The sequence below is a fragment of the Paenibacillus luteus genome, from assembly GCF_006542765.1.
Classification (GTDB): Bacteria; Bacillota; Bacilli; order Paenibacillales; family Paenibacillaceae; genus Pristimantibacillus; species Pristimantibacillus luteus.
Genome location: NZ_SKCD01000044.1, coordinates 192,588 through 217,772 on the forward strand (window position 1 = coordinate 192,588; position 25,185 = coordinate 217,772).

A 25,185-nucleotide genomic window follows, 5' to 3' on the forward strand; every position below is an offset into this window, starting at 1 on the left:
TGGACCCTTGCTTAGTTATTTAAGGAGGGAATGGGTGAAATGAGCAAAAAAAAGTGGCTGGCCGCGATTGTGGTTATCGGGGTATTGGCGATTGCATTCTTTTGGGGCGGCAATTATCCGAAAGGCTCGGTAAAGCTGAATGAAAGCAGCCTGGAAGCACAGTCATCCGCTGAGCCAGTGTCCACCGAACAGGCTGAACATTCCAATACGATAGAACCAAGTGCGGGGGAAGAAGCGACAGCAACAAATAGCGCGGAACCGTCGAGTAAGCCAGCGGTAGAGCCTATGGTTACACCAGACCTAGAAGAGACAGCGAAGCCGGAAACGTCGGACGAATCTGTCGTGCCAGACGATAAAGCAACGCCAAAACCGACGGCAACGGCAGCAGGGAACGAAGGCAAAACGCCTGCTACCAAAGCGCCGGTTAAGGAAACAAGCAAGCCGGATAAAGGCACACCCGCTAAGCCGGACACAAGCAAGGATAAATATTTGACGGACCCAGTGCCGGAAGGAAAGCCGAAGCCGGTTGAATGGCAGGACACCACCGTCGATAAGAGCCAGAAGCTAACGGTGACGTTGTCCGTTACGGCGGCTAGCATTTTGGACAATATGGATTTGTTCAATGAAGACAAGCTGGAAGTGCTGCCTGAAGACGGCATTATTTATAAAGCTCAGAAGGTTACCTTTTACGAAGGGGAGTCTGTGTTTGACGTCCTGCTTAGGGAAATGAAAAAGAGCAAAATCCACATGGAATTTGAAATGACGCCCATTTACAACAGCAATTATATAGAAGGAATTAACAATATCTATGAATTTGACTGCGGCGAGCTGAGTGGCTGGATGTACAAAGTAAATGGATGGTTTCCGAATTACGGGAGCAGCCGCTACCTGCTTAAGGACGGCGATGTCATCGACTGGGTGTACACCTGTGATTTAGGAAGAGATATTGGCGGGGAAAATGGCGCCGCGGGGAGCAAAGGATAATGAAGGACCGGTTCGCGAGCTTTCATCCCCTTGTTAATTTTGTTTATTTTGCTTCCATTCTCGTGTTTAGCATGGTCTTTATGCATCCAGTGCTGCAGGCCGCTTCCTTGATCAGTGCCGTTGTCTATTCCATTATGCTTAATGGGAAAAAAGCGGTCAAATTCAATTTGCTTTACATGCTGCCGTTATTATTGGTTGCGGCGGTCTTAAATCCGGTGTTTAACCATGCGGGCGTTACCATCTTGTTTTATTTAAAAAACGGGAATCCCATCACGCTGGAATCCATTTTGTATGGGATATCTGCTGCTTGTATGTATGTGACGGTCATCGTCTGGTTCTCCTGCTATAATGCGGTAATGACTTCGGATAAATTTATTTATCTGTTTGGCAAAATCATGCCCGCGCTATCGCTGATTTTCTCGATGGTGCTGCGTTTTGTTCCGAGGTATTTGGCTCAGATCAAGGTGATCTCGAATGCGCAAAAATGTATCGGCAGGGATGTTACGCAAGGCAATTTGCTTGCCAGAGCGCGCAACGGGATGACGATTCTGTCCATTATGACGACTTGGGCGCTCGAAAATGCGATCGAAACGGCCGATTCCATGAAATCGCGAGGCTACGGGCTGCCGGGGCGCACAAGCTTTTCTTTGTTTCGGTTCGATGCCCGGGATCAAAGCGTCATGCTTGTTTTAATCGGATTAATTGCCCTCGTATTGTTCGGTGCCTTGATGGGGGAGAACACGATACGGTTTTTTCCGTCGGTGAAATGGCTAGCGGTAACGCCGCGCAGCATCGCCGTCTACATCGCTTATTTTGGACTATGCATGGTGCCTGTAATCATCAATGTGGTGGAGGATATGAAATGGAAACGTATCGAATCGAGGATTTAGTTTTTTCGTTTCCCGGACAGGAAAGAGAGACGCTCTCCCATATTAACCTGACGATCGCAAGCGGGGAGTTCATAACGCTTTGCGGCAAATCGGGCTGCGGGAAGAGCACGCTGCTCAGGCAGCTGAAAACGATTCTAACACCGCACGGTGAGCGAAGCGGGAAGATTTATTTCTGCAACCAGCCTATCGAGGATATGGACCAGCGTACGCAAGCGTCAGAGATCGGCTTTGTCCTCCAGAATCCAGACAATCAGATTGTGACCGACAAGGTGTGGCATGAGCTAGCCTTCGGCCTGGAGAGCCTTGGCTACGACAATGCGACGATCCGGCTGCGGGTGGCTGAGATGGCGAGTTTTTTTGGCATCCATACTTGGTTTCACAAGAGTGTAACGGAGCTCTCCGGCGGTCAAAAGCAGCTCCTTAACCTAGCGTCTATTATGGCTATGCATCCTTCGGTGCTCATTCTCGATGAACCGACCTCCCAGCTGGACCCGATTGCGGCTTCCGACTTTCTGGAAACGGTCAAAAAGATCAACAGGGAGCTGGGCACTACGATTATTATGACGGAACACCGGCTTGAGGACATCCTGCCGCTTTCCGATCGTCTGATCGTTATGGAAGCGGGGGCGATTATTGCGGAAGGTTTGCCGAATCAGGTTGGGGCTTCGCTAGGCGATAAGAAACACCCGATGTTTCTGTCGATGCCCTCCCCCATGCAAATCCAGGCACGCGTAAGCGCAGAGCCTATCGCTCCCATTACAGTCAAGGAAGGCCGGCAATGGCTGAATGCCTTTCTTGCCGATAAGACAGCGGCTCCGATGCCGGAAGGCAAGGAAAACTCAAAAGCATCGGCCCCAGCGGTCATTCAGTTCAAGGACGTTTGGTTCAAGTATGAGAAGAACGGCACTGATATCATAAAAGATTTGTCCTTCGAGGTGAGGGAGGGCCAGTTTTATTGCATCGTCGGAGGCAACGGCACGGGCAAATCAACGACGCTGTCGCTGATCAGCGGGCTTTTGCAGCCCTACCGGGGGAAAATTCTAATCGGTGGCAAAAATCCGGCGAAAATAAGCGCGAAAGAGCTGTTTACTAGAAATATAGGCTTCCTGCCGCAAAACCCGCAATCGCTTTTCGTGAAAAAAACGGTCGAGCTAGATCTCCATGAAATGCTGGCCCAGACGCCGCTAAGCAAGGAAGAAAAATCGGAGAAAATCCGTTCCATCGTAAAGTTTGCGGAGCTGGAGCATTTGCTTGCTATGCATCCATACGATTTGAGCGGCGGAGAGCAGCAGCGGGCGGCGCTGGCGAAAGTGCTGCTGCTGGAACCTCGGGTACTGCTGCTGGATGAGCCGACCAAAGGACTGGATAGCTTTTTCAAGGAGAAGCTGGCGGTCTTCCTGCAAAAGCTGAATGAGGGCGGCGTGACTATCGTTATGGTTTCGCATGATGTTGAATTTTGCGCAAAGTATGGCGAGCTATGCTCAATGTTTTTTGATGGAAGCATCATTACAACGAATGCAACCCGCAAGTTTTTTGCAGGCAACAGCTTTTATACGACGGCTGCCAACCGGATGGCTCGGCATATTTGGACTGAAGGAGTAACCATTGAGGGTGTGATCGAGCTATGTCTGAGAAGCAAATAACGGGCCAGCCTTTAAGCCGCCGGAACTGGCTGTCCGCTGTACTTATTCTAGTTGTTATTCCGGCTACGATTTTGCTTGGCGTTTTTGTGCTAGAGGACCGCAAATATTATTTCATTAGTTTGTTGATCGTATTTTATACGATGATCCCATTTGCGCTCGTATTCGAGAAGCGTAAACCGCAGGCGCGGGAGCTGATCGTTATCGCGGTTTTGGCAGCGATTGCGGTCGCTGGCCGCTCGGCATTTTTTATGGTTCCGCAGTTTAAGCCCGTCGTCGCGATCGTCATTATCGCTGGAGTCAGCTTCGGAGCGGAAGCCGGTTTTCTCGTCGGCGCTACCGCGGGTTTCGTATCCAACTTTTTCTTTGGCCAGGGGCCGTGGACGCCTTGGCAAATGTTTTGCTTTGGGCTTATCGGTTTTCTAGCCGGCATTTTATTCAAGAAAGGCTTGCTGAAGAGGACGAAGCTATCTTTATGCCTTTTTGGTGGCTTATCGACCTTTTTTGTATACGGGGGCATTATCAATATAGGATCGGTCATGATGTTTTCTTCTCATTTCTCCTGGGAAGTGCTGCTCGCCTCCTACGTCTCAGGGTTTTGGTTCGATATGGTGCATGCGATTGCGACTGTTATGTTCCTCTTTATCCTTGCGCGGCCAATGCTAGAGAAGCTGGATCGCATCAAAACCAAGTACGGGTTGATTGAACCGGTGTCGGCCAAAAAATGAACTTCAAAGCAGGAAATAACCCCGCGCAATTTTGCGCTTCGGGGTTATTTCCTGACCGCTAACGCGGGTATTGACGAGCATGAAGGAAAGCAGTATATTTAAATTGTTTCATATGAAACAATTATTGGTCGGATTTATAAAATTAACTGATAAACATTTGAATATATTGTTTCATATGAAACAATATAAAGTGGTTTGTTATGCTTAAGACTACTCCAAAGGAGGATGAAATGAATGAGTATTGCAAATACGATTCGGTCAAGAAGAAGTATCCGTCAATTCAATGATCGGGCGGTTTCAATGGAATTAATCATTCAACTGTTAAACGATGCGGTGTGGGCGCCTAACCATGGCATGCGTGAACCATGGCGCTTTATCGTTGTGGAGCGCGAGGGAGCGAAGGAGAAGGTATCTCGCTTAATCCTCGATTCCATGAGCCATATGAAGCGTATAAAGCTGCTTCCCGAAAAAGTGAAGCAGTTAATGAGAACCCGATTGAATCAAGTGCCCGCACATTTAATCGTGGTCATGAAGGTGGACAAGGACAGGCACAAGCAAGAAGAGGACTATGCGGCGGTTAGCTGCCTCATTCAAAATTTTCAACTGTTGGCATGGGAGAAGGAGCTTGGCATGATTTGGTCTACGATGGAGTTTATTCGATCTCCATTATTTCATGAGGGTGTGGGCATACAACCGAATGAACAGGTCGTTGGGATGCTGCATATGGGCTATTTCGATAAAATGCCAAAAGGGAAGCCACGTACGCCTGCAGAGAAAAAGTTAACGGTGCTATAGCTAGCGATCTATTTAAGGAATTAGAGGGACAAACCGCCAACGAGCAGAAAGCTCTTTGGCGGTTTGTATTATCCTTGTTATTATTTCAGCAGCCAAAGTGCTGGCACGTTAGAGGGCTCCCAGCCTAGCAGAGAGGTATGAGCTTGGCGACACTCATAAACGGAGCCATTGTAGGTTACGAGCGTTCCGATTGCATAGGAAGTATTGGCAGCCCACGCCGGAGCGGTAGAAGCGGCAGCCGTTGTGCCGTTTACGGTGCTAGCCGCGGACTGGTTGCCCGCAGCGTCGATTGCGCGAACGTTGAAGGTATACGTAGTGCTTGCGCTAAGACCCGTAACCGTGTAGGACGTCGCATTGGCGGCTACGGTAGTGACTAAGGTAGCGCCGCGATAAATTTGGTAGCCGGTAACGCCAACATTGTCGGTCGAAGCCGTCCACATTAGCATAAGGCTGCTCGAGGTTGGCGCACCCATGACATGAAGCCCGCCAGGGGCAGTTGGTGCCTGCGTGTCGTTGCCCACAGGCGCATTCGTCGTTACCGTTACGGAGTTGCTGGCGCTAGATTCATTGCCTGCATTGTCTATAGCTTTTACATGGAAGGTATAGGCGGTGTTCGCTGTTAATCCTGTTACATTATAAGTAAGGGTCGTTCCGGATACGGTAGCTGCTATGTTAGAACCGTTATAGATGCGGTAGCCGGTAACGCCCACATTATCGGTAGAAGCGTTCCATGCGAGTGAGACGCTGGTTGTTGTTTTGGCTGGCGATGCCAAGGCAGTCGGCGCGGTAGGCGCTTGGGTATCAACAGGATTGGTGCCACTGAAGTTAACGTCAATGACATTATAGAAAGCATTTGCCGTATCGGCGACTTCCCAAACGGCGAGAATGATATGGTAACCGCTGCGAGCAGGCACGTTACAGCTGTTGGAATAAGAGAATGGCGGCTGCGCTCCGCCGTAACTTACGGAACAGAAAGGAGTCAGGTCGAAGGAATCTCGCGTAAGCGCGGCGTTCGGATTCCAGTTGGTTTTCGTAATATAGTATTTCCAGCTGGCTGTAGAGTGATTGGCCGTTAGCTTCCATGTAAACATGTTTTGGCCGGAGGACATATTCACTTTCGCCCAACGGGTAGCGGATTGCTCGTCAAGCTTAGGAAACGCGCCATTTGCGCTGGCAATTTTGCCGTCAGCAGGCCCAGCAGCAGGGAATCCCTTTGGTGCTTCTAGGCTTTGCGGCTCGTAGACAATCGATCCGCAATCGGTATTTTGACCGGATTTGCAAAGTGCGGCGCGGCTTGCAGGTCCTTCAACATAACCATGTGCAAAAAGCTGCTGGGAGAATAGCGTTGATCCTAGAACCGTAATGAGTAGAACCGCAAGATAAGTACGAAGTTGTTTCACCGTTACCTTTGATAAGCGAATAGTAGACAATGCATTAGCCTCCTTCAAATTGGGGGGATGAAATTGCCATTACATTTAAGCGCTTTAATTTTTAGGCGCTTCTTTATTGCTTTGCATGAACGGGTGATTAAACCTCCTTCGTTTCATTTTGTATATATAAACTCTATAGAGTTCATATCGTGATTCGCGTTTGGATGGTTTCCTGATGAACGGCTGTTCGGCTCATGCGGTATGGTGCAGGAACGGTAGGGTCGAGCTGGAGGCTGGAGCGGGTGTGTTAGGATGGACAATTTTACAATTTCCTTAGGGCTGAAATCATTGTACTACACCTCTGCCATATTTATGAGAGTATTTTGGAGTATTTAATCAAATATTTGATCGATAACAACAAAATATAGAATGATTAGATCGGAAGTAGGCGGTAAAGCCGCGTCATTATGGGGTTTTATACGGAACCCAATGAGGGTTTACTTTCAGCTTAGGCCCCATTAAGCGCACAGTGATAGGAAAGGGATCTAGGACTTTTGGATTAAAATGGATAATGATTAAGCGAGGGGCTAGTATTTTTATGCTCTGGGATTTTTATATTATAATAGAGGAGCGTACATAATGCCTTTTCATACCCGTCACGTTATAATAAAGCTTAGTTGATAAATGGGATTGTCATAGAGAGGGATTGGAGAATTGAAATGATCTATAAAAGTCTGGAAGAGTGTATCCTTGATTTAGAGAAAAACGGGCATTTGGTCCGAATAACGGAAGAAGTGGACCCGCATTTGGAAATGGCCGCTATTCATATGAAGGTATATGAAGCGGGCGGTCCTGCATTATTGTTCGAAAATGTGAAAGGCTCAAAATTCCGTTCGGTGTCCAACCTCTTTGGAACGATCGAGCGCAGCAAATTCATTTTCCGCCAGACATGGGATTCGGTCCAAAACGTGATCGCTTTGCGGAATGATCCGATGAAGGCATTAAAAAATCCGTTTAAGCAGGTCGGTTCGGGAATCGCTGCCATCTCTGCTTTGCCATTGAAAAAGTCCGATGGGATGCCGGTTGCCATGCACGAAATCAGCATAGCTGACCTTCCGCTAATTAAGTCCTGGCAGATGGATGGCGGAGCATTCGTGACTTTGCCGCAAGTCTATTCGGAGGACCCGGATAATCCGGGCATCATGAACTCGAATTTGGGAATGTACCGTATCCAGCTAAGCGGCAACGAATATGAATTAAATAAAGAAGTAGGCGTGCATTACCAGATCCACCGCGGCATTGGCATTCATCAGGACAAAGCGAATAGGCGAAATGAGCCGCTTAAAGTAAGTATTTTCATAGGCGGTCCGCCGGCACATACCTTGTCAGCTGTTATGCCTTTGCCGGAGGGAATGAGTGAGCTGACCTTTGCGGGGTTGCTTTCGGGGCGCCGTTTCCGATACAGCTATATCGATGGCCATTGTGTGAGCAATGATGCTGATTTTGTCATTACTGGTGAAATTCATCAAGGCGAGACGAAGCCGGAAGGGCCGTTTGGCGACCATTTGGGTTATTACAGCTTGACGCATCCGTTTCCGGTCATGAAAGTGCACAAAGTATATGCGAGAACAAACGCGATTTTTCCGTTTACCGTCGTGGGCAGGCCGCCGCAGGAGGATACTTCGTTCGGTGAATTGATTCATGAGCTGACAGGCAGCGCGATTAAGCAAGAGATTCCAGGTGTGAAGGAGGTTCATGCGGTAGATGCTGCAGGTGTACATCCTCTTCTATTCGCCATTGGCAGCGAGCGTTATACGCCATATCAGAAAGTGAAGCAGCCGGCTGAAATTTTGACGATTGCCAATCGAATATTGGGAACAGGACAGCTCAGCTTGGCTAAGTTCTTATTTATTGCAGCAGAAGAAAGTGAGCCGCTCAGTACACATCGGATGGAGTCGTTTTTAACCTATATGCTGGAACGCATGGACCTTCGCCGCGATCTTCATTTTTATACGAATACGACCATTGATACGCTTGATTACTCCGGAACGGGATTAAACAGCGGGAGCAAGGTCGTTTTTGCGGCGGCGGGAGATAAGAAGAGGGAATTATGCCGCCAGGTTCCCGCGGTTTTTGGTGATTTGCAAGGATTTGAACAAGCAAGCCTGGTTATGCCAGGCATCATTGCGATTCAAGGGCCTAAATTTACCGATTATGCACAAGCGCAGCGAGAGATGGATGCTTTAAGCGAAATGATTTTAGCTAAGGGAGCGCTTGAATCATGCCCAATGATTATCGTCTGTGACGATAGCCCGTTTATAAGCGCTGAGCTCAACAATTTTCTGTGGGCGACATTTACGCGAAGCAACCCGTCACATGATATTTATGGCGTGAATAGCGCATTTGAAAACAAGCATTGGGCTTGCGACAATGTCATCATTGACGCCCGGATCAAACCGCACCAAGCGCCTCCGTTAATTCCCGATCCGACAGTCGAGCAGCACCTCAAACGATTGTTTGCACAGGGAGCGAGTTTAAGCGGTGTTCCTATTTCTTAAATTATTAGCAAACGAGATAGAAGAAAGATAGCAAGCTGCAAAAGCCTTTCCCATCAAAGGATAAGGCTTTTGCTTGCTATTGCATAGAGGAGGAAGGGTTTGTTGGATCAGCATCAGATAAGCAAAGAGTACGTTTATGATCTATTTCTTAAATTTTTCCATCAAATGGAGCAATTCGAGGAGCATGAAAGCGAATTGCTGCTGGAGGAGCTTCGCAAAACGATAGCCATCGAAGGTTCGATGAATATGACGGAAATTCATGTCATCGCTTGTGTCGGGCAGCATGAGCCTATTAACCTGACCTCGGTTGCGGAGAAAATGGAATTGAGCAAAGGAAATATTTCAAAGGTCACGAACAAGCTCTTAAAGCACGGCTGGCTTCGCAAAACGCAATTAAAAGATAATAAGAAGGAAATCTTCTTCCGGCTGACGCCCACCGGGAAGAAGCTGTTTGCCGTGCACGAAAAATTGCATGAAAAAGCACAGGAGCAATTTATGGGCTTTTTGAGTCAATATGACGGAAGTGAGCTGGCATTTATCAAAAAGCTTATGCTGGATATCCTCTCATTTTATGAGCAGCGCATTATGCGTAATGCTTCGGACTAAGTTTTCGACTCTACGATTCGCGTCTTCAACCTTACCTTCGTGTTTTTCGCTTCTTCACTAGATTCTAATCACCCTGCTTCTTCATCTGCATCATGTAGAGATAACTAATCAACCCGTTTGATTAGGAGAAAAATAATTTGTGACCAAATGACTTTCCTATTTGTGTTAAAGGTAAAAGGAGGTCAAACCATCATGAGTAGCAATTCGCTCCGGCCGGGCGAAGATTTCTCGGCTGCTTATAGAATTTATGGCAGCATGCTTTACAAAATTGCCTTGCTTCATCTTGGCAGCAAAGAGGATGCGGAAGAGGCGCTGCAGGAAACGTTTATCAAGCTGATGTATAAAGCGCCTGCATTCCAGGATCTGGAGCATGAGAAAGCGTGGCTAATCAGAGTCATGACGAATCATTGCAAAAATGTTCGGAGCAGTCTGTGGCGCAAGCGCGTGGTTAAGCTGGAGAACATGGATCAATGGTTTGAAACGGCAGAGGATCGAACGATGCTTGATAACATCATGAAGCTGCCTTTCAAGTATAAAATGACCATCCATCTCTATTACTATGAAGATTATGCCATAAAGCAGATTGCCGACATTTTGCAAATCAGCGAATCTGCTGTTAAAATGCGCCTACAGCGCGGCAGACAGCTGTTAAAGCTTGATCTGGAAGGAGAGCAGCATGGATGAAACAGAGTGATTATAAAAGAATTATGGATCAGCTCGAACCGGATAACGAGTTGCAGAACCAATTGGCACAAGGGCTGCTGGAGAAGGGAGATACACCGGTTAGATGGCGACGACCCTTGTATCTCGCAGCAAGTTTACTCTGCGTCATAAGTATTGGCTATATTTCTTTTGAAGCTAGGAAGAGTGACTACAAGCTGGAATCAGTGATAAGCGTAGACCATAGTCAGAAGGAGGCTACGGGACAAGTCAGTCCACATGCGATTACGATTCCTAAGATTGAGCTCCCCAAGCAATCGCTTGAGATCGCAGATATGGTGGGCTTAATCGTGTATAAAGGCAATATTTATATGCAGGGTTCCTCTTCCATTACGCCGGAGGCAGCAACGAAGCTTCGTGGGGAGAAGCTGGGCCGAACGAAAGCGGGAATCGATGAATACAGCGGCAATGAAAGCTATGTGGAATTAGCGTCAACGATTGGCGTCACCGATGTTTTTTCCGTAAAGGGATATGATAGCAATTTTCGGATTATGTCTTATCAAGAGCATGAGGGAAACAATTATGCTGAGCTTTATGAGCGGCTGAACAGCATTACCCTAACGAATGGTGCGGACCTTTTTGAGAAAATGAAGCTAAAGAACAACATAACAACGGTGATGGCTCAGGATTACGATAATTGGAATAATAGCAAATCAACGTTTCATGAGCTGAAAGTGGATGATCGCTTTGGTACGTTTTTGAACAGCTTATATGAAGCAATTCCTCGTGATCATGGAAAGCTTTATGATGAGGGGATTTATAATCATGGAGAGCAAAATCAGAAGGTGCTGTTCTTAACGATGGCGGATCAGACAGAGATTACATTGTTTTTGTTCAACGGTAACTATGTGCAGTATCCTGGCGCTTCTGTATTTTTTGAGATGGAGCCAGTCGCATTCTCGGCCATATGGGATGCAATTCCTTAATGGGGCCACGAAAGAAGCTATTCGAGCAGCAGCTATCTGCAGCTCGAATAGCTTCTTTTCCATTTGTTGTGATACTCAGCCCTACCACATATCAGATCTGTACCCAAAGAAGCCCTGAGTCCTTTATTTTACGTTTCCAGTAATATCTTGCCTGTAAGTGACAAGTCGTATCCGGCTATATTTTGAAGCTCGCTCTTGAAAGCATCGGATTGAAGAATATACAAAAGAGAAGCAAGCCATGCTTGATTTTGCTCGGTTTTGAGCATAACGAGATCATAGCGCTCCTGAATAAGCGGGATAAAATCAATTTGCCCAACGATAGCGGCCGCTTTCTCGATGCCAACTCCGACATCGGCTTCCCCGGATGCTACTTTGGAAGCTACGCCAATATGATTGTTTTGCTCTAGCTCATAGCCTGCTAGCTTGTTTGCCGAAATGCCGTGGAGGCGCAGCTGTTCATCCAATAGCACGCGGGCGCCAGAGCCTTTCTCGCGATTCGCGAGGCGCAGTCCTTGACGGCCGAGGTCCTTCCAGCTTGTGAGCGCGAGTGGATTGCCTTGTTTTACATATAAGCCTGCATTCCTCGATAGCAAATTCACCACCAGATAAGACGAGCCGACGAGCAGCTTGCGAATATAGGGAAGATTATATTCCCCCGTATCCCCGTCCAGCAGATGGGTACTCACAATATCGGATTCACCACGATACATGGAAATCAGGCTGTCGAGACTTCCGACGTAAGCACGCAGCGGGCGTATGCCGGGTATGTTTTTCTCCATATGCTTGGCTAGAATATCAAGGCTAAGGTCTTGTCCAGTTATGACAACCGGATGCGGTCCTTTATGGGAAGCAACGGCTTGGTACGCAGCGGTCGGCCCGGACTGGGGACTGCGTTCATGGCTTTGCATACCCTTAGCCCGTCGTTTATAGGCTTCCAGATCGGCAGGGTCCACGCGCATCTGCTTGCCAACACGGTAAGAGGCCAGCTCACCCTTTTTGATAAGATCATATACCGTTAACTTTGATATTTTTAATAGCTTCGCAATTTCTTCAGTCGTGTAAGAGATGTCGCTTGACATGTGACTCCTCCTTGTTAGTAGATCATACCGTTTCAATCTAAAACTCATTGTATCACATTGAATCATGAACGTTATGTTAATTAAGTTTACAAAACAAATGCATTCTAGGTATAATTCATATTAGATTTATCAGGATATATCTAGATATAATACAGGAGGGAAACAAATGTTTAAAAAGATGAAGGGTTATATGTTTTTGTGTGCTTTCGTTATTGTGGCGCTGGTAGCAGCAGGCTGCGGCAACGGACAAAATACGCAAGCCAACGAGAGCAATGCTGCACAAGCGACAGCGACAGCTACGGCTGAACCAACCGCGGAGCCGCTTGAATCGGTAGAGCTGACGATCTCGGCAGCAGCGAGCATGACCGATGCTCTGAAGGAAATTCAAACGGCCTACCAAACGATTCATCCCAATATAACATTGAGCTTTAATTTCGGTGCATCCGGTGCGCTTCAGCAGCAAATTGAGCAGGGTGCGCCTGCCGATCTATTTTTGTCCGCTGCTGTGAAAAATATGACCGCACTCATCGATAAAGAGCTTATCGACGCGAATCAGCAAGTGAATTTGCTCGCAAATGAGCTTGTGGTGGTTATCCCGACTGACGCGAAAACAGCCATCGAGAGCGTTAACGATTTGACGAAAGCAGATGTGAAGACTGTTGCAATCGGCATTCCGGAGAGCGTGCCTGCCGGGAACTATGCCAAAGAAGCTTTGACAAGCGCAAACCTATGGGATGCCCTGCAGTCGAAGTCGGTGCAAGCCAAAGATGTAAGGCAAGTACTGCAATACGTAGAAACCGGAAACGCTGATGCAGGATTTGTTTACAAAACAGATGCATTAACCTCTGAGCAAGTGAAAATAGCATTTACAGTGGATGCATCATCCTACAAAGCTATTCAATATCCAATCGGCATCGTAAAAGCAACCAAGCACAGTAAGGAAGCGGAGGAGTTCTATACGTACTTGCAATCGCAAGAAGCATTGGACGTGTTCGTTAAATATGGTTTCTCCATTTCTAACTAATGAGGGATTTGTTAAGCGGAAATGAGTTTTGGTCACCGATTAAACTTTCGCTGCAAGTAGCTTTATTATCCAGCATCGTAGTGGTTATTGTCGGAGTGGCTATTGCCTGGTGGATGTCTCGCCGGTCCTTCAATGGGAAGCTGGCACTAGAAACAGTGTTTATGTTGCCGATAGTCCTACCCCCAACGGTCGTCGGCTTTTTGCTGCTCGTTATGCTGGGGCGCAGAAGCTGGGTTGGAGAGTTTATCGAGTGGTTGTTTTCAGCGCCCATTATTTTTTCCTGGTGGGCTGCAGTCGTTGCTGCTATTGTCGTTTCATTTCCGCTAGTTTACCAGACCATGAAGACCGGTTTTGCTTCCGTCGACCGAAATTTGGAGGATGCGGGACGTTCCATGGGCGCAAGCGAATGGCAGGTCTTTCGTCACATTACACTGCCGCTTGCTTACCGTTCGCTTAGCACCGCTTTTATTTTAGGCTTTGCTCGCGGCTTGGGAGAATTCGGTGCGACGTTAATGATTGCAGGCAACATTCCGGGCAAGACGCAGACGATTCCTACTGCCATTTATGTAGCGGTGGATTCCGGGAATCTCTCGATGGCTTGGGCTTGGACATGCGCCATTATTGTTATTTCATTTGTGTTGCTCCTGCTTACCGGGAGGAAAAGCTCGTAATCGAAGCTGACAGACGAGCTAATAAAGCTGCAAGTAAAACAAGCCTTCCCTCTAGTCTAGTAAAGGGAGGGCTTGTTTCCGTGTTGGACGATGCTGTGCGATGTGATACGCTAGTGACAGGACTCATTTGGTCTCAAATTTATGAACGAAGGCGAGGAAAGTCAGCATGCTTCGACGACTACGGATAGGAGCATTGGCTGCTGTCTTCATTCTTGTCCTATATTTGCTGTATACGGCGTACAGTATCGTTTCGTTTGCAGACAAAAATGAACGGGTCCGATCCGATGCGGCCATCGTGCTCGGAGCAGCCGTTTGGAGAGAAGAGCCCTCGCCGGTATTAGCGGAGCGAATGAATCATGCCATATGGCTGAATAACAATGGCTATGTCGCCAAAATTATTGCAACAGGCGGTATTGGAGACGGAGATGCCATTTCTGAGGCCGAGGCCGCCAAGCGATATGCGGTGCAGAAGGGAATACCCGAAGTCGATGTTATTCTCGAGGTGGAGTCACGCATCACAGAGCAGAATCTGGAATATGCCTATGCAATTGCTCGGCAAAATCATCTGCGCACGTTAACGATTGTCAGCGATCCGCTTCATATGAAACGCGCGGTACACATGGCCAAGGATCTTGGCATGGAGGCTTATTCTTCACCAACCCAGACCTCTGTTTATCAGAGCATGAGAACCAAATTTCCTTTTTTGCTCAGAGAAATCTTCTTTATGGTCGGATATCAAGTCAAAATGTTGTTCTAATGGGTGAGGCTCTTTGGTTGTGTTAATCGAGCAAAGAGAGCGTCACATTGACAGTGTTGTCGATAAATAAACGGTCGGGCTTTGCTTTCAACATAACCGTCAATCCGATTAATGAAACGACCAAAGCCTGCGCCAGTGCTACTGAACTCGTTCCCGGCTTAAGCTCTCCAGTAGAAATTCCCCGTTCAATGGTCTCTTGAAAGAGGGCAGATAAATAGAGCTGATGCTCCCTTGTCAGAATCTCGAATTTAGGATCATGCGGCGCCAGCTCAACCATCGTATTAATGCAAAAGCATCCCCGGCTAGGAGCATCCCCATTCTCCCTTTCCACTACGCCTTCAAAATAATCGCGAAACGATTGCTTCACGGACTGTTGTTTCAGTATCGCTCTAGCAGCGGCAGCATGCTGCCGCGCATATTGGCGGAGTGCAGCTTCAAACAGCTGCTTCTTGTCGCCAAATGCAGCGTACAGGCTTGGCCGTTGAATGCCCATCTTGGCGGTCAGATCACTTAATGAGGCAGCTTCAAATCCCTTTTCCCAAAATAACTGCATTGCCGAATCTAAAGCCTTATGCTCATCAAACTCACGGGTTCGAGCCATAATGATGTCCCCTTTTCATATCGATCGGTATGATATTATTTTACGATTATTATGGATAGTAAGTCAAATTGATTGACATATCGATGTAGTTATTATATATTCCTTGTCATTATAACGTACTGAATGGTACGTAATAAGAACAGGGAGTGAAGCATCATGTACGAGAGAAACGCAGACTTGGTTTTTACCGAAAAAGCTCCAGCGATTTCCGGTTCTGCTTTATTGTTCATTGCAATGGCCAGCGGCTTAGCCGTAGCGAATATTTATTTTGCGCAGCCGCTCCTTGATACCATGGGCCGCACATTCGGAATCGCGCAAGCGAATATTGGGATGATCATAACGATAACCCAAATTTTTTATGCGCTGGGGCTGTTTTTTCTGGTGCCGCTTGGTGATTTGCTGAATCAACGCCGGCTTGCTGTCGGCATGTTATCCATTTCGGCCTTGGCATTGCTTACCGTAGGAATAGCCCCCTCCGTGATTGTAGTCATGATTGGTATGGCGTTCATTGGCTTGTTTGCCGTTGTTGCTCAGGTACTGGTGGCGTATACAGCAAGCTTGGCGGCCCCAGAAGACCGTGGCCGTGCGGTCGGGTTGGTCACAAGCGGAATCGTTATTGGCATTTTGCTGGCACGGACGATAGCCGGTTTGTTGACTGACCTTGCCGGATGGCGTTCCGTCTATTATTTTTCCGCCGTATTGACGATGCTGATGGCGGCAGCTATCTATAGGAAACTCCCCCGCCAAGCAGCGACGCAAAGAAGCATGGCTTACCCTCAGCTTCTTCGCTCCGTATGGCAGTTGTTCGTTCAAGAGCCGCTGCTCAGGGTTCGGGCAGTGCTCGCTTTGTTTATTTTTACCGTATTCAGCATACTATGGACCTCGCTTGTACTGCCGTTAAGTGCGCCGCCGCTGTCGCTTTCTCATTCCTCCATTGGTTCGTTTGGCCTTGCAGGGGTGGCAGGGGCCCTTGCTGCTGTAAGGGCAGGGAAGCTTGCTGACCGCGGTCTAGGCCAAAGGACTACTGGAATCGCGCTTATTTTATTGCTGCTCGCATGGGTCCCTCTAAGCTTCACGGAACAATCGCTCTGGGCACTCATAATCGGCGTCATTGCGCTTGATTTTGCGGTTCAAGCGGTACATGTGACCAATCAGTCTATGATTTTGAGCTTGCGTCCAGAATCGCGCAGCCGATTAACGGCTGGATATATGATCTTTTACTCAATTGGCAGCGCTATAGGATCCATCTCCTCTACCGTCGCCTATGCACATGCTGGCTGGAGGGGCGTCAGCCTCCTTGGTGCCTCGGTTAGTGCGGCAGGCTTGCTTTTCTGGGCAGTGACGAGGCATATCGGATTTTCAAAGCGAAAATAAAGGAATTATGAGGAACTAGATATTTGCGTTATGCCGGACAGGCTCAAATCGCTCCTTGCATCCGAAGCATCCTTGCTGAAAGAACCGCTTAAGCATGCGCCTCATATCAAATCCATGCCTACCTTTGCACTCGTTGCAAAAGCCTAAGGCAGTAGGTGGATTTTCATAAACGCTATTTATTTTTATCATGCTCAGAGCTGCAGCAATCAAGACAAGAAGGCATTGCCGGAATGTAATCTCCCGGCAATGCCCCGTTCACCAACCGATTATTTGACAAGTCCTTTTTCCTGCTTGAATTTCTCCCACTGCGCTTCGATTTCCTTCTCGATCTTCTCTTGTCCAGAGGCAATTAGCTTCTCGCGGTACTTCGGAAGCTCCTTGGCTGGATCGACGGAGCCTGATTCCAGAGCAGCTTGGTATTCATTGTTAACCGAAGTTACGTTCGCGGTTTCCGCTTTCATGTTCTCTTCGTTTACGCCAAAGCCGCTCGTTGCTGGAACGAGTGCGCTGTCGTTGAGAGCGATCGTTCTCTCCCAAGTGTCAGCAGCCTGGCCAGGCTTCAGGTACGCATTGAATTGATTGCCGAACACCCAGTCGCCATTTGGCGCATAACCGGAATCCTTGATCGGTTCAATATACAGATCATCGGTTTTGGTATAATGCTTGCCTTCGATGCCGTTGCAAATCAGGTTATACAAATACTTATCCGTGTTGAGCAAATTGATCAGCATTAATGTGCGTTCCGGATTTTTGGAGCCTTTGTTAATGACGTGCATCGCGCCGGAAATGCCGGTGAAGTAGCTGTCGGAGATCGGAGCATAAACGACTTCATTGCCGCCGTTAATCGCCATTTCGCCTGCTTCTCCGCCTGGTTTGGAGGTGAACTCAAGCCCGACTGCTACGTTTCCTTTGCTCTTCAAATCATTGATATTTTGGATAATTGGCGCATCCTCGTTAATATAACCGGCTTGGTACCAGCTGCGCATCGTATCGAGATATTCTTTTTTATTGTCTAAAATTTGAAGGTTGCCGATGTACTTGAGGGACGGATCATCCTTGGCATAGCTCAGAGCAAGGCCTTCGCCGACAGTAGTCCGGTCGCTATATAAGCCCCAAGAGTTTTGCGCGAGTCCAAGCGGAATGATGCCGGGCTCGTTGTCCTTCAGGTTTTTTAGAAACGGCTCGATGTCTTTGTAAGATTGAATGGAATTAATGTCCAGGTTGTACTTTTCAACAAAACGTTTTTGGATAACTAGGCTCTTGGATTTGGCAGCAACTTGATAGATAGGAAAGCCGTATACTTTGCCGTCTACCGCGAGCATATCCGGCCAAAATTTATCCGGGATATTCGCACGTGCCTCAGGAGCGTATTCCGTGATCATATCTTCCGTGAGCTCAAGGTAGGCGCCGCGGTCGATATAAGGCTGATAATTGCCCAGCCAGCCCTTAGAGCTCCAAGCTAGGTCAAAATCTTCTCCGGCAGCAAGCATTGCATTCAGCTTCGGCTCGTATTCGTCGAAAGTGAGCGGTTTCAAATCAACCGTTGCATTGATTTTTTCTTTTAAATATTTGTTGATTTCATCGTTGACGAGCTTCTGGTCCGGGCCTGGGTTGGCCGATACCGGATAGATGAAGGTCAGCTTCACTTCAGGCAGCGAAGGGGCTTCGCTTGCTTCGGCTTCCGGCGATTTCTCGGCCGCACTAGTTGGAGCATTAGAAGCATTTGGCGTATTGCCATTGTTGGAGCACGCTGCGAGCATCGCAAGGCATAAGGAAAGCACGAACCAATTGACCCATCTTGTTTTTTTCACGTTGAACCCTCCGTTTATGATGTTTTATATATGGCACAATAGTCGCTCCTTATCCTTTCAAGGAACCTACTGTAATACCCTTCACGAAATACTTTTGAAAGAAAGGAAAAATAATGAGCATCGGTCCGCCTGCAAGAATCGCCATTGCCATCCGGACCGATAAGGTAGGAAAATTAGCATAAGCAAGCTTGTCGGCGACCTGAGCCAGCGGCGAATTAGCCAAAAATTCGATTTGGGACAAAATACGGACAAGCAGCAATTGAAGCGGGATATATTTGTCGTTATCGATGAACAGCAGCGCGTAATACCATTCATTCCAATAGCCGAAAGCGATGAACAAGCCCAAGGTAGCAAGCGCAGGCGTTGCCAGCGGCAAAATAATGGTGAAGAAAATTCGGAATTCCTTCGCGCCGTCCACCTTTGCCGACTCGATGATTTCTTTTGAAATCTTGTCCAGGAAGCCCTTCATGATCATAATGTTAAAGGGGCTTAGCAGGGTCGGAATGATCAACGCGAGCAGCGAGTTCTTTAGGTGCAAATATTGCGTCATCATGATATAGAACGGTATTAGTCCCCCATTGAACAGCATGGTGAAGAAAATGTAGAACGTGATGGGGCGGTTATAACGAAAGTCCATCCTGGATATGGGATAAGCGGTCATCGCAGTCAAAAGCAAGGATATAAAGGTACCGATGACAGTGATCAGGATGGTGACCATATACCCTTTTAGCAGCGGATCGGGCTTCTGGAATACGATTCGGTAAGCCTCCACGCTCCACTCCCTGGGCAAGAACTGATAGCCGTCCTGCACAAGGCTGTTCTCAGAGGTCAAGGATATAATGACGACCAAAACGAAGGGCAGGGCGATAGCTAGGCATAAGGCGATTAAAAACACATTGATGAAACCATTCATCAGGTTAAAACCTTTTGTATTTGGCATATAAGAGCTCCTCCATTTTAAAACAGCGCATTATCCTTATCTGCTTTGCGTACAAGAAAGTTGGCGGATAGGACGGTTACGAGACCGACGACTGATTGCAGGAAGCCGACAGCGGCTGCAGAGTTAATATCTCCGAGTTTGGTCAGTGCGCGATAGACATACGTATCAATAATATCGGTCGTCGGGAAGTTAGGTCCTACATTGTTCGGCACAAAATAATGAAGGCCGAAGTCGCCGCGGAAAATATTGCCGAGCCCGAGAATAAACAGAATAATGACCAGCGGCTTGAGCAGCGGGAGCGTAATGCGCCACATCATCTGAATGCGCGAAGCGCCGTCCAGCCGAGCGGCCTCATAATAATCCGTATTGATGCCGGTAATGCCGGCGTAATAGACGAGAGTTGAGAAACCAATACCCTTCCATAAAGCGACCAGCGGCAAAATAAAGATCCAAGGCGTCGTCTCCAAATACCATTTATGCGGTTCGAGTCCAAACCAGCCGATCATCGTATTTAGAAATCCTCCCTTATGGTCAAGGAAAGCATTCGTAATGTAACCGACAAGCACAAAAGAGATGAAGTAGGGCAGGAACATCGTTGTTTGATAAATTTTGATTAATTTTCCGCTGAGCTCATTGAGCAGAAGGGCGAGCAGCAAAGCTGCGACCGTGCCAAGCACAATATAGGTGATATTGTAAAGCAGAGTATTGCGAATGATGCGAACGGCGTCCTGGGCTTTGAACAAAAATTCAAAGTTGTTGAAGCCTACCCATTTGCTGCCGAAGATGCCTTGGTCATACCTGAAATACTTGAAGGCTAGTATCAGCCCGATCATAGGAATGTAGGCGATTACAAATTTGAATAACACACCCGGCGTTGCGAGCAGCAGCAGCTCGCGGTTCTTCTTTAAATGCTTCCATTCTTTGCTTAGCCAGCTCGGCTTAGGCGGCTGGCTCTCCGCCTGAATGCGAGTGGCTGCGGGCTCTGTCTTGGCCACTAATGATCTCCTCCATCTGAAACGTTCCTGTTCTGATGCCAATCATGCCATGAAGATATCGCGCTGGGTAGAATAGGTTTTGCGAATTACTGTATTGGAAAGGTGTACAAAATTCGATTTTGTGCATATTCAGGAGAAACCCAGGCATAGCAATGGCCCTTCACCCACTGCAAGCAGTGAAGGAAGGGCCATATGGATGATTCGAAGGTATTTAGGAGATGGATTTCTTCATCCGGTACTCCTTCGGCGTGCTGCCGACCTTGCCTTTGAACAGCCGGAAAAAGTAGCTTTGATTGGCATAGCCGCATTTGTCCATAATTTCTGATATCGTATAGTTGTCCTGTTCAAGCAGCAGCTGAGCATGATTCAGGCGAACCTCGTTAATATATTCGGTAATGGACATGTGATAGTTTTCTTTAAATAGCTTGCCAATGTAAGCCGACGACAGCTTTACGCTTGTGGCGATGGATTGCTGGCTTAAATTCATATCCGGAAACTTCTGCTCAATAAGTTCTTTGACCGTCTCCAGCATCATTTCGTTGCGTTCCATGTTGGCCGGCCGTTGTCCCTCGCAAATTTTGGCGCACACCGATAGGAGGGAGAGGTACATCTCCTCTAAGGTTTCTTTCTCTTGCGTAATTTGATGAATGTAATCCATATCATCGGAGAAGGAGATGATCCGGTTCTCATGGATATCGGCTGCCGTATTTTTGATTACCCATGCCAGATTGGAAACCGCGCGGATAATATCCTCATAATGGAATCCGGCGATTAGGGAGAAGGCTTTCTCCAGCTCGTTTCCCGCATTGGTCAACTGGCCTTTCTTAAGGGCCTCTGTCAGCTTCTTCTCGATGGCGTCAGGCAGGGACATTTGCTTGCTGGCGAGATTTTCTTTAATATCCTCCGATGCAATGATGGTTTTATGGCCTTTCACAATGACGTATTGGCTCAGGCGCAGCGCCTGTGAATAAGCCGTTGAAAGAAACGGGTACTGGGAAATGATATCGCTTATGCCACAGGACAAGGAGATGCCGTAATAGCGCTCAATCGTATCCTGAACCTCCCGAAGCAGCGGCGTCACTTGCGCAAATGGCGAAGGGGTCTCCTGCACTATTTGCGAGAGGATGAGCACGACATGGTCGCCGCGCACCTCAACGGCTTCACAAGGATAATAACGGCCCATTACCTCGCCCGCAATATTGACGATTGCGAAATTGTATAGTTTTTTGGATGTGCCTGTAATGCTGCTGTCGTAGGCCGCAAAGTTATCGATTCTCATGACGCAAACGAGCAACTGGTCCTTCACAGAAATGTTGAGCTCATGCTTCTCGATTAAATGCTGCATATCATGGTGCGAGAACAGCTGGCTGTCGGTTAGAAATCTGCGAATATAGTATTGGCTGACGATATGCTCGGAGCTAATCTCGCTAAGCTTCTCGGATAGCTTCATAAAATTGTCGCTCATCAGGCTAAGCTCATCGAAGGAAGCAGAGCCATCCTGCTTCTCGTCGGGAAGATGAGGCTTGATTCGCTTGATCATATTTTCGATAGGGTGGTAAAGCTTGTAGGATAGCCATACCGACATGCCTACCGCAAGCAGCAGGAAAAGGCCGGAGAGGAGCAGCGACTGGTTGCGTGCTTTCGTTACTTGCTCCATAAGCTTGCTATAGGACTGGATATATAGAATGGTCCAAGCGCCGATCCCGTCTTCCATATACGTGAGCATTTCCTTCTCTCCCGAAAGATCGCCGATGACAAAACCGGACATGCGGCTGCCGCTGGATTTATCCTCTTGAACGAGCTCTTTGATATGCGCTTGGTCCTGATCGGACATGAAGCTGGCAAGCGGATCAGAAGTCAGCAGCTGGCCGTCTTGCGTCTGGATGTAAATGTCGCCTTGATCGCGGTTGCTGGCGACGTTCATTTTTTTGAGGCTGTCGAACACCCAATCGGACTTGATAAACAAAATGATAGCAGACTGGATGTTTGAGAACGGTTTCAAAGAATCTGTAACGATGAACGCGAACGTATCGATACGCCCGTCGCTCTGCTCCAAGCTCATCGGGATGAGCCGGTTGGTAGGCTGAGGATGGCTCGGGTCCAGAAGCGCTCGCCTAATCTTCTCCTTCGTTACGCCATCGTCTAGAAGAAAGTTGCTGCTCGAGCCGTACAGCTCGGATTGCGCTTGATTATAAATGACCATCGAATGGAGGAAAGAGGAGCTCTCCATAATATTGGACATTTGGCGATGGCCGCGGATAAGGTCCATCTTGGGCAAAGTTTCGTTAAACATGAGCGGGATCAGAAAATGATCACGGTATGCGAAATTGGATAAACGGGAAATGATTTCATTCATATACGTAAGATTATATTGAATTTGGGAGAGAACCTTTAAATTGGACTCTTCTTGAATGCTCTTTACCGTTTTCTCCAGCACATACGTGTTGGATACGGAGGAGGCGACGAGCACGATGACCATCGTTGCCGTGATGGAGAACATGACTCGCTGCAAATATTTTTTGGATTTGTAAAATCCGAATACTTTCATCCGATCCAAGCCCCCCGGTGTACGATCTGTTTATTTTGGACCGATCTTTGAGAAATCAATGCTGCTCCAGCCTAAGCGGTAAGCGGGCGACTCAGGCCTCAGCCTGTAATCTGCCATCTCGGCATCGATGAATAATGGATCTGAAAATACGGTGTTTTTATCGTATTTTCCATTCGAAAGCGACCGCCACTCTTGGAATCCGTATTCCTTTCTCCCAAGTGGGTCATCCCCTCGATCGGGCAGAGGCAAGCAGCCGCCGATGAGGCAGGGTTTGCCGTTTCGAAAGTATAGATTACGGTCAGCGGCGGCGAAGCGCTCTTCGCTGTAATTGACGAAATAATAAAGATATCCTGAATTATAAATGATATTGCCTGCAATTTCGATATGTTTGTTTTCCTCGTCCGCCATCTCTTGGGAGCCGACGGCGGCAATGGCATCTGGATTGGACACAAGCAAATTATTGCTGATCCGGTTGCCGATTCCTTTGGCGAAAATAAGCATCCACAGCTTGCCGCTGCCGCTGCTGTAAAGCCTGGTGATGATGTTATTGGTGACGGTGAAATCATCGGCAGCGTCGTCCAAATAGATGCCAAAGCCGAAGGAGAAATGAATGCCGCTATCATGCAAATAATTGTGGTCTATCAAGTTGCCCCTGCCAACGCCCCATGCCTCGATCAGCCCTCCGTCCTGGCTGTCCGTCATCACGCGTGAAATATCGTTATAGGCGATAAGGTTGTTGCGGCTGTGCAGAAATGCCCAGTGATTGTCCCAGGTGACGTCGATCCCATACAGCTTGGAGGGCATCGTTTTGTGCCGCAGCCCTTTCATGGAAATTCCGTATCGCGGCAGATCGGCGATAAGATTGTTTGTAATTTGGTTATTGCCGCTTTGATAGAGCAAAATGCCGCAGCCATGCCCAACCAGCTCGCCGCCTTGCTGGATATGGTTATTGGCAATGCGGTTATGGCTGTTGGTATATGAGGCTTCAGGGTCCTCGAAGGGACCAGCACCCGGGGCAAAGCCATTTAAGCTGATACCGATATAGCCGAACTGGTTAATATCATTTCCTTCGATTGCGATGGATTTGGCGTAATGATCCAGAAAGATCGCACAGCTGCCCGCAAAGCCGATCTGGCAGGATTCAATCTGAATATCTTCCGCATGATTGATATAAATAAGTCCCTCACGGTGCTCCGTCTGCTCCACATTATCGTCCATCATCCGGTATTCCGGGAAGAAGTCGGTGCAGGCAAGCGTAAGGCGGGAGAAGGATAGCGACCTTACTGTTTGCCCGGGAGACCGGCCGTTGATATCCAGCAGCCTTGTCACCATGGGGGCAATGATGGTTTGTTTATTCGGGTCTGCGTGATCGTTCGCGGGCCAATAATATAAAGTGCTCTCCCCCTGATCAAAATAATATTGCCCAGGCGACTGAAGAAAGCTTAAATGGCCCTGGATATAATAGCGCGAGCCCGCGCCAATCGGCCAAGTGGAGGGGGACTCAAACTGGGCAAAGCGCTCGGTTCGGTTCACGGCCGCGACGGATTTTAATTCGGAGAACCAATTCCACTCTCCCTCTCCCGGCCATACGAATACCTGTGTTCCCGACAGGTCCTGTTCAAGCGGCATATCCTCCACGCGCATGAACAGTCCTTGCCGCGCTTCTTGCTCATTAGAAGCCGTGCTGGAGAGGTCCGTCTCGTAATAGCCGGACGCGGGCAGGCGGGCTTGCTTAACTCTTGCTCCCTCTGCATAAAGTGTATGAAAAGTTAGGCCGCTATCCAATTTGGCTGCCCAAATATTGCCTTTAAATACGGTCCATCCCGTTATTTTTTTGCCGCCGGCAATGACGGCTTCTTCGCCAGGAAAAGCACTATAACGGACCAAAAAGCCATCCTTCCCGCCATCCCTGTCATCAAAGCGCAGAGCAGCCTCTTGCTCATAAAGGCCTCCGCGAATATGCACGTTAACGTTGTGGTCCATCCCTTGCTCAATGTACTCCCGAACATGCTCCCGTGCTCTGCCGATTGTGCGGAAGGGGGCGTTCATGCTCCCGCTCTGTTTGTCGTTCCCGTCCATGGCTACGTAAAAGTTCCGATCCATCGCTAAAGACCTCCCTCTATCTACTGTACAATTTAGTTATAAAACCATTGCCGCAAAGGATGCAA

At 48.0% G+C, this 25,185-nt stretch carries 21 protein-coding genes; 13 read left to right on the forward strand and 8 right to left on the reverse strand.

Annotation, left to right across the window (positions count from 1 at the left end):
• Positions 1 to 39: 39 nt before the first annotated feature.
• The 5 genes from E0496_RS26885 to E0496_RS26905 all read left to right on the forward strand — a co-directional run bounded on the left by E0496_RS26885 (position 40) and on the right by E0496_RS26905 (position 5,037).
• Positions 40 to 984, forward strand: a complete 945-nt coding sequence (locus E0496_RS26885; RefSeq protein ID WP_141504885.1) for a DUF4430 domain-containing protein — start codon at positions 40 to 42, stop codon at positions 982 to 984.
• A complete protein-coding gene (locus tag E0496_RS26890; RefSeq protein ID WP_141504887.1) occupies positions 984 to 1,874 on the forward strand; it encodes an energy-coupling factor transporter transmembrane component T in 891 nt (296 codons plus the stop codon). The genes E0496_RS26885 and E0496_RS26890 overlap by 1 nt, the downstream gene beginning before the upstream one ends.
• The gene (locus E0496_RS26895; RefSeq protein WP_141504889.1) at positions 1,847 to 3,517 is read left to right on the forward strand and encodes an ABC transporter ATP-binding protein; all 1,671 of its coding nucleotides are present in this window, start codon (positions 1,847 to 1,849) and stop codon (positions 3,515 to 3,517) included. The genes E0496_RS26890 and E0496_RS26895 overlap by 28 nt, the downstream gene beginning before the upstream one ends.
• Positions 3,499 to 4,242, forward strand: a complete 744-nt coding sequence (locus E0496_RS26900) for an ECF transporter S component (RefSeq protein ID WP_141504890.1) — start codon at positions 3,499 to 3,501, stop codon at positions 4,240 to 4,242. The genes E0496_RS26895 and E0496_RS26900 overlap by 19 nt, the downstream gene beginning before the upstream one ends.
• 234 nt (positions 4,243 to 4,476) lie before the next feature.
• Entirely contained in the window at positions 4,477 to 5,037 is a 561-nt protein-coding gene (locus tag E0496_RS26905; protein WP_141504892.1) for a nitroreductase family protein, read from the forward strand.
• Positions 5,038 to 5,117: 80 nt separating this feature from the next.
• Here E0496_RS26905 and E0496_RS26910 read toward each other — a convergent pair whose 3' ends face one another.
• The gene (locus tag E0496_RS26910; protein ID WP_141504893.1) at positions 5,118 to 6,467 is read right to left on the reverse strand and encodes a lytic polysaccharide monooxygenase; all 1,350 of its coding nucleotides are present in this window, start codon (positions 6,465 to 6,467) and stop codon (positions 5,118 to 5,120) included.
• Between the two features lie 659 nt (positions 6,468 to 7,126).
• Here E0496_RS26910 and E0496_RS26915 point away from each other — a divergent pair.
• The 4 genes from E0496_RS26915 (at position 7,127) to E0496_RS26930 (ending at position 11,217) form a co-directional block, all read left to right on the forward strand.
• Positions 7,127 to 8,965: a UbiD family decarboxylase gene (locus tag E0496_RS26915; RefSeq protein ID WP_175598123.1), complete on the forward strand. Its 1,839-nt coding sequence runs from the start codon at positions 7,127 to 7,129 to the stop codon at positions 8,963 to 8,965.
• A 102-nt stretch (positions 8,966 to 9,067) separates the two neighbouring features.
• On the forward strand, positions 9,068 to 9,571 hold the full coding sequence (locus E0496_RS26920; protein ID WP_338325882.1) for a MarR family transcriptional regulator: 504 nt from the start codon (positions 9,068 to 9,070) through the stop codon (positions 9,569 to 9,571).
• A gap of 192 nt (positions 9,572 to 9,763) precedes the next feature.
• Positions 9,764 to 10,255, forward strand: a complete 492-nt coding sequence (locus E0496_RS26925) for an RNA polymerase sigma factor (protein WP_141504895.1) — start codon at positions 9,764 to 9,766, stop codon at positions 10,253 to 10,255.
• Positions 10,252 to 11,217, forward strand: coding sequence for a hypothetical protein (locus tag E0496_RS26930; protein WP_141504897.1), 966 nt, complete (start codon positions 10,252 to 10,254; stop codon positions 11,215 to 11,217). Before E0496_RS26925 ends, E0496_RS26930 begins: the two co-directional genes overlap by 4 nt.
• A gap of 128 nt (positions 11,218 to 11,345) precedes the next feature.
• On the opposite strand, the gene E0496_RS26935 is transcribed toward E0496_RS26930, so the two are convergent.
• Positions 11,346 to 12,296 (reverse strand): helix-turn-helix transcriptional regulator, encoded by a 951-nt coding sequence (locus E0496_RS26935; RefSeq protein ID WP_141504899.1) that lies wholly within the window; start codon positions 12,294 to 12,296, stop codon positions 11,346 to 11,348.
• A gap of 166 nt (positions 12,297 to 12,462) precedes the next feature.
• Here E0496_RS26935 and modA point away from each other — a divergent pair, with 166 nt between their 5' ends.
• The 3 genes from modA to E0496_RS26950 all read left to right on the forward strand — a co-directional run bounded on the left by modA (position 12,463) and on the right by E0496_RS26950 (position 14,748).
• Positions 12,463 to 13,320 (forward strand): molybdate ABC transporter substrate-binding protein, encoded by an 858-nt coding sequence (gene modA / locus E0496_RS26940; protein ID WP_141504900.1) that lies wholly within the window; start codon positions 12,463 to 12,465, stop codon positions 13,318 to 13,320.
• On the forward strand, positions 13,320 to 13,991 hold the full coding sequence (modB, locus tag E0496_RS26945) for a molybdate ABC transporter permease subunit (protein ID WP_141504902.1): 672 nt from the start codon (positions 13,320 to 13,322) through the stop codon (positions 13,989 to 13,991). The genes modA and modB overlap by 1 nt, the downstream gene beginning before the upstream one ends.
• A 166-nt stretch (positions 13,992 to 14,157) precedes the next feature.
• A complete protein-coding gene (locus tag E0496_RS26950; protein ID WP_141504905.1) occupies positions 14,158 to 14,748 on the forward strand; it encodes a YdcF family protein in 591 nt (196 codons plus the stop codon).
• 22 nt (positions 14,749 to 14,770) lie between these two features.
• On the opposite strand, the gene E0496_RS26955 is transcribed toward E0496_RS26950, so the two are convergent.
• Positions 14,771 to 15,349 (reverse strand): TetR/AcrR family transcriptional regulator, encoded by a 579-nt coding sequence (locus tag E0496_RS26955; RefSeq protein ID WP_141504906.1) that lies wholly within the window; start codon positions 15,347 to 15,349, stop codon positions 14,771 to 14,773.
• 156 nt (positions 15,350 to 15,505) lie between these two features.
• Between E0496_RS26955 and E0496_RS26960 the strand changes: the two genes are divergently transcribed.
• Positions 15,506 to 16,723 (forward strand): MFS transporter, encoded by a 1,218-nt coding sequence (locus E0496_RS26960; protein WP_141504908.1) that lies wholly within the window; start codon positions 15,506 to 15,508, stop codon positions 16,721 to 16,723.
• A 266-nt stretch (positions 16,724 to 16,989) separates the two neighbouring features.
• Here the strand turns inward: E0496_RS26960 and E0496_RS26965 are convergent, their stop codons facing one another.
• From E0496_RS26965 to E0496_RS26985, 5 genes are all read right to left on the reverse strand, one after another.
• Positions 16,990 to 18,534 (reverse strand): ABC transporter substrate-binding protein, encoded by a 1,545-nt coding sequence (locus tag E0496_RS26965; protein ID WP_141504910.1) that lies wholly within the window; start codon positions 18,532 to 18,534, stop codon positions 16,990 to 16,992.
• Between the two features lie 49 nt (positions 18,535 to 18,583).
• Complete coding sequence (locus tag E0496_RS26970) at positions 18,584 to 19,474, reverse strand: carbohydrate ABC transporter permease (protein ID WP_141504912.1); 891 nt, start codon at positions 19,472 to 19,474, stop codon at positions 18,584 to 18,586.
• Positions 19,475 to 19,491: 17 nt separating this feature from the next.
• Positions 19,492 to 20,469, reverse strand: coding sequence for an ABC transporter permease (locus E0496_RS26975; RefSeq protein WP_139995049.1), 978 nt, complete (start codon positions 20,467 to 20,469; stop codon positions 19,492 to 19,494).
• Between the two features lie 211 nt (positions 20,470 to 20,680).
• Positions 20,681 to 23,017, reverse strand: a complete 2,337-nt coding sequence (locus E0496_RS26980; protein ID WP_141504914.1) for a helix-turn-helix domain-containing protein — start codon at positions 23,015 to 23,017, stop codon at positions 20,681 to 20,683.
• Between the two features lie 30 nt (positions 23,018 to 23,047).
• A complete protein-coding gene (locus E0496_RS26985) occupies positions 23,048 to 25,120 on the reverse strand; it encodes a right-handed parallel beta-helix repeat-containing protein (RefSeq protein ID WP_141504916.1) in 2,073 nt (690 codons plus the stop codon).
• Positions 25,121 to 25,185: the final 65 nt, after the last annotated feature.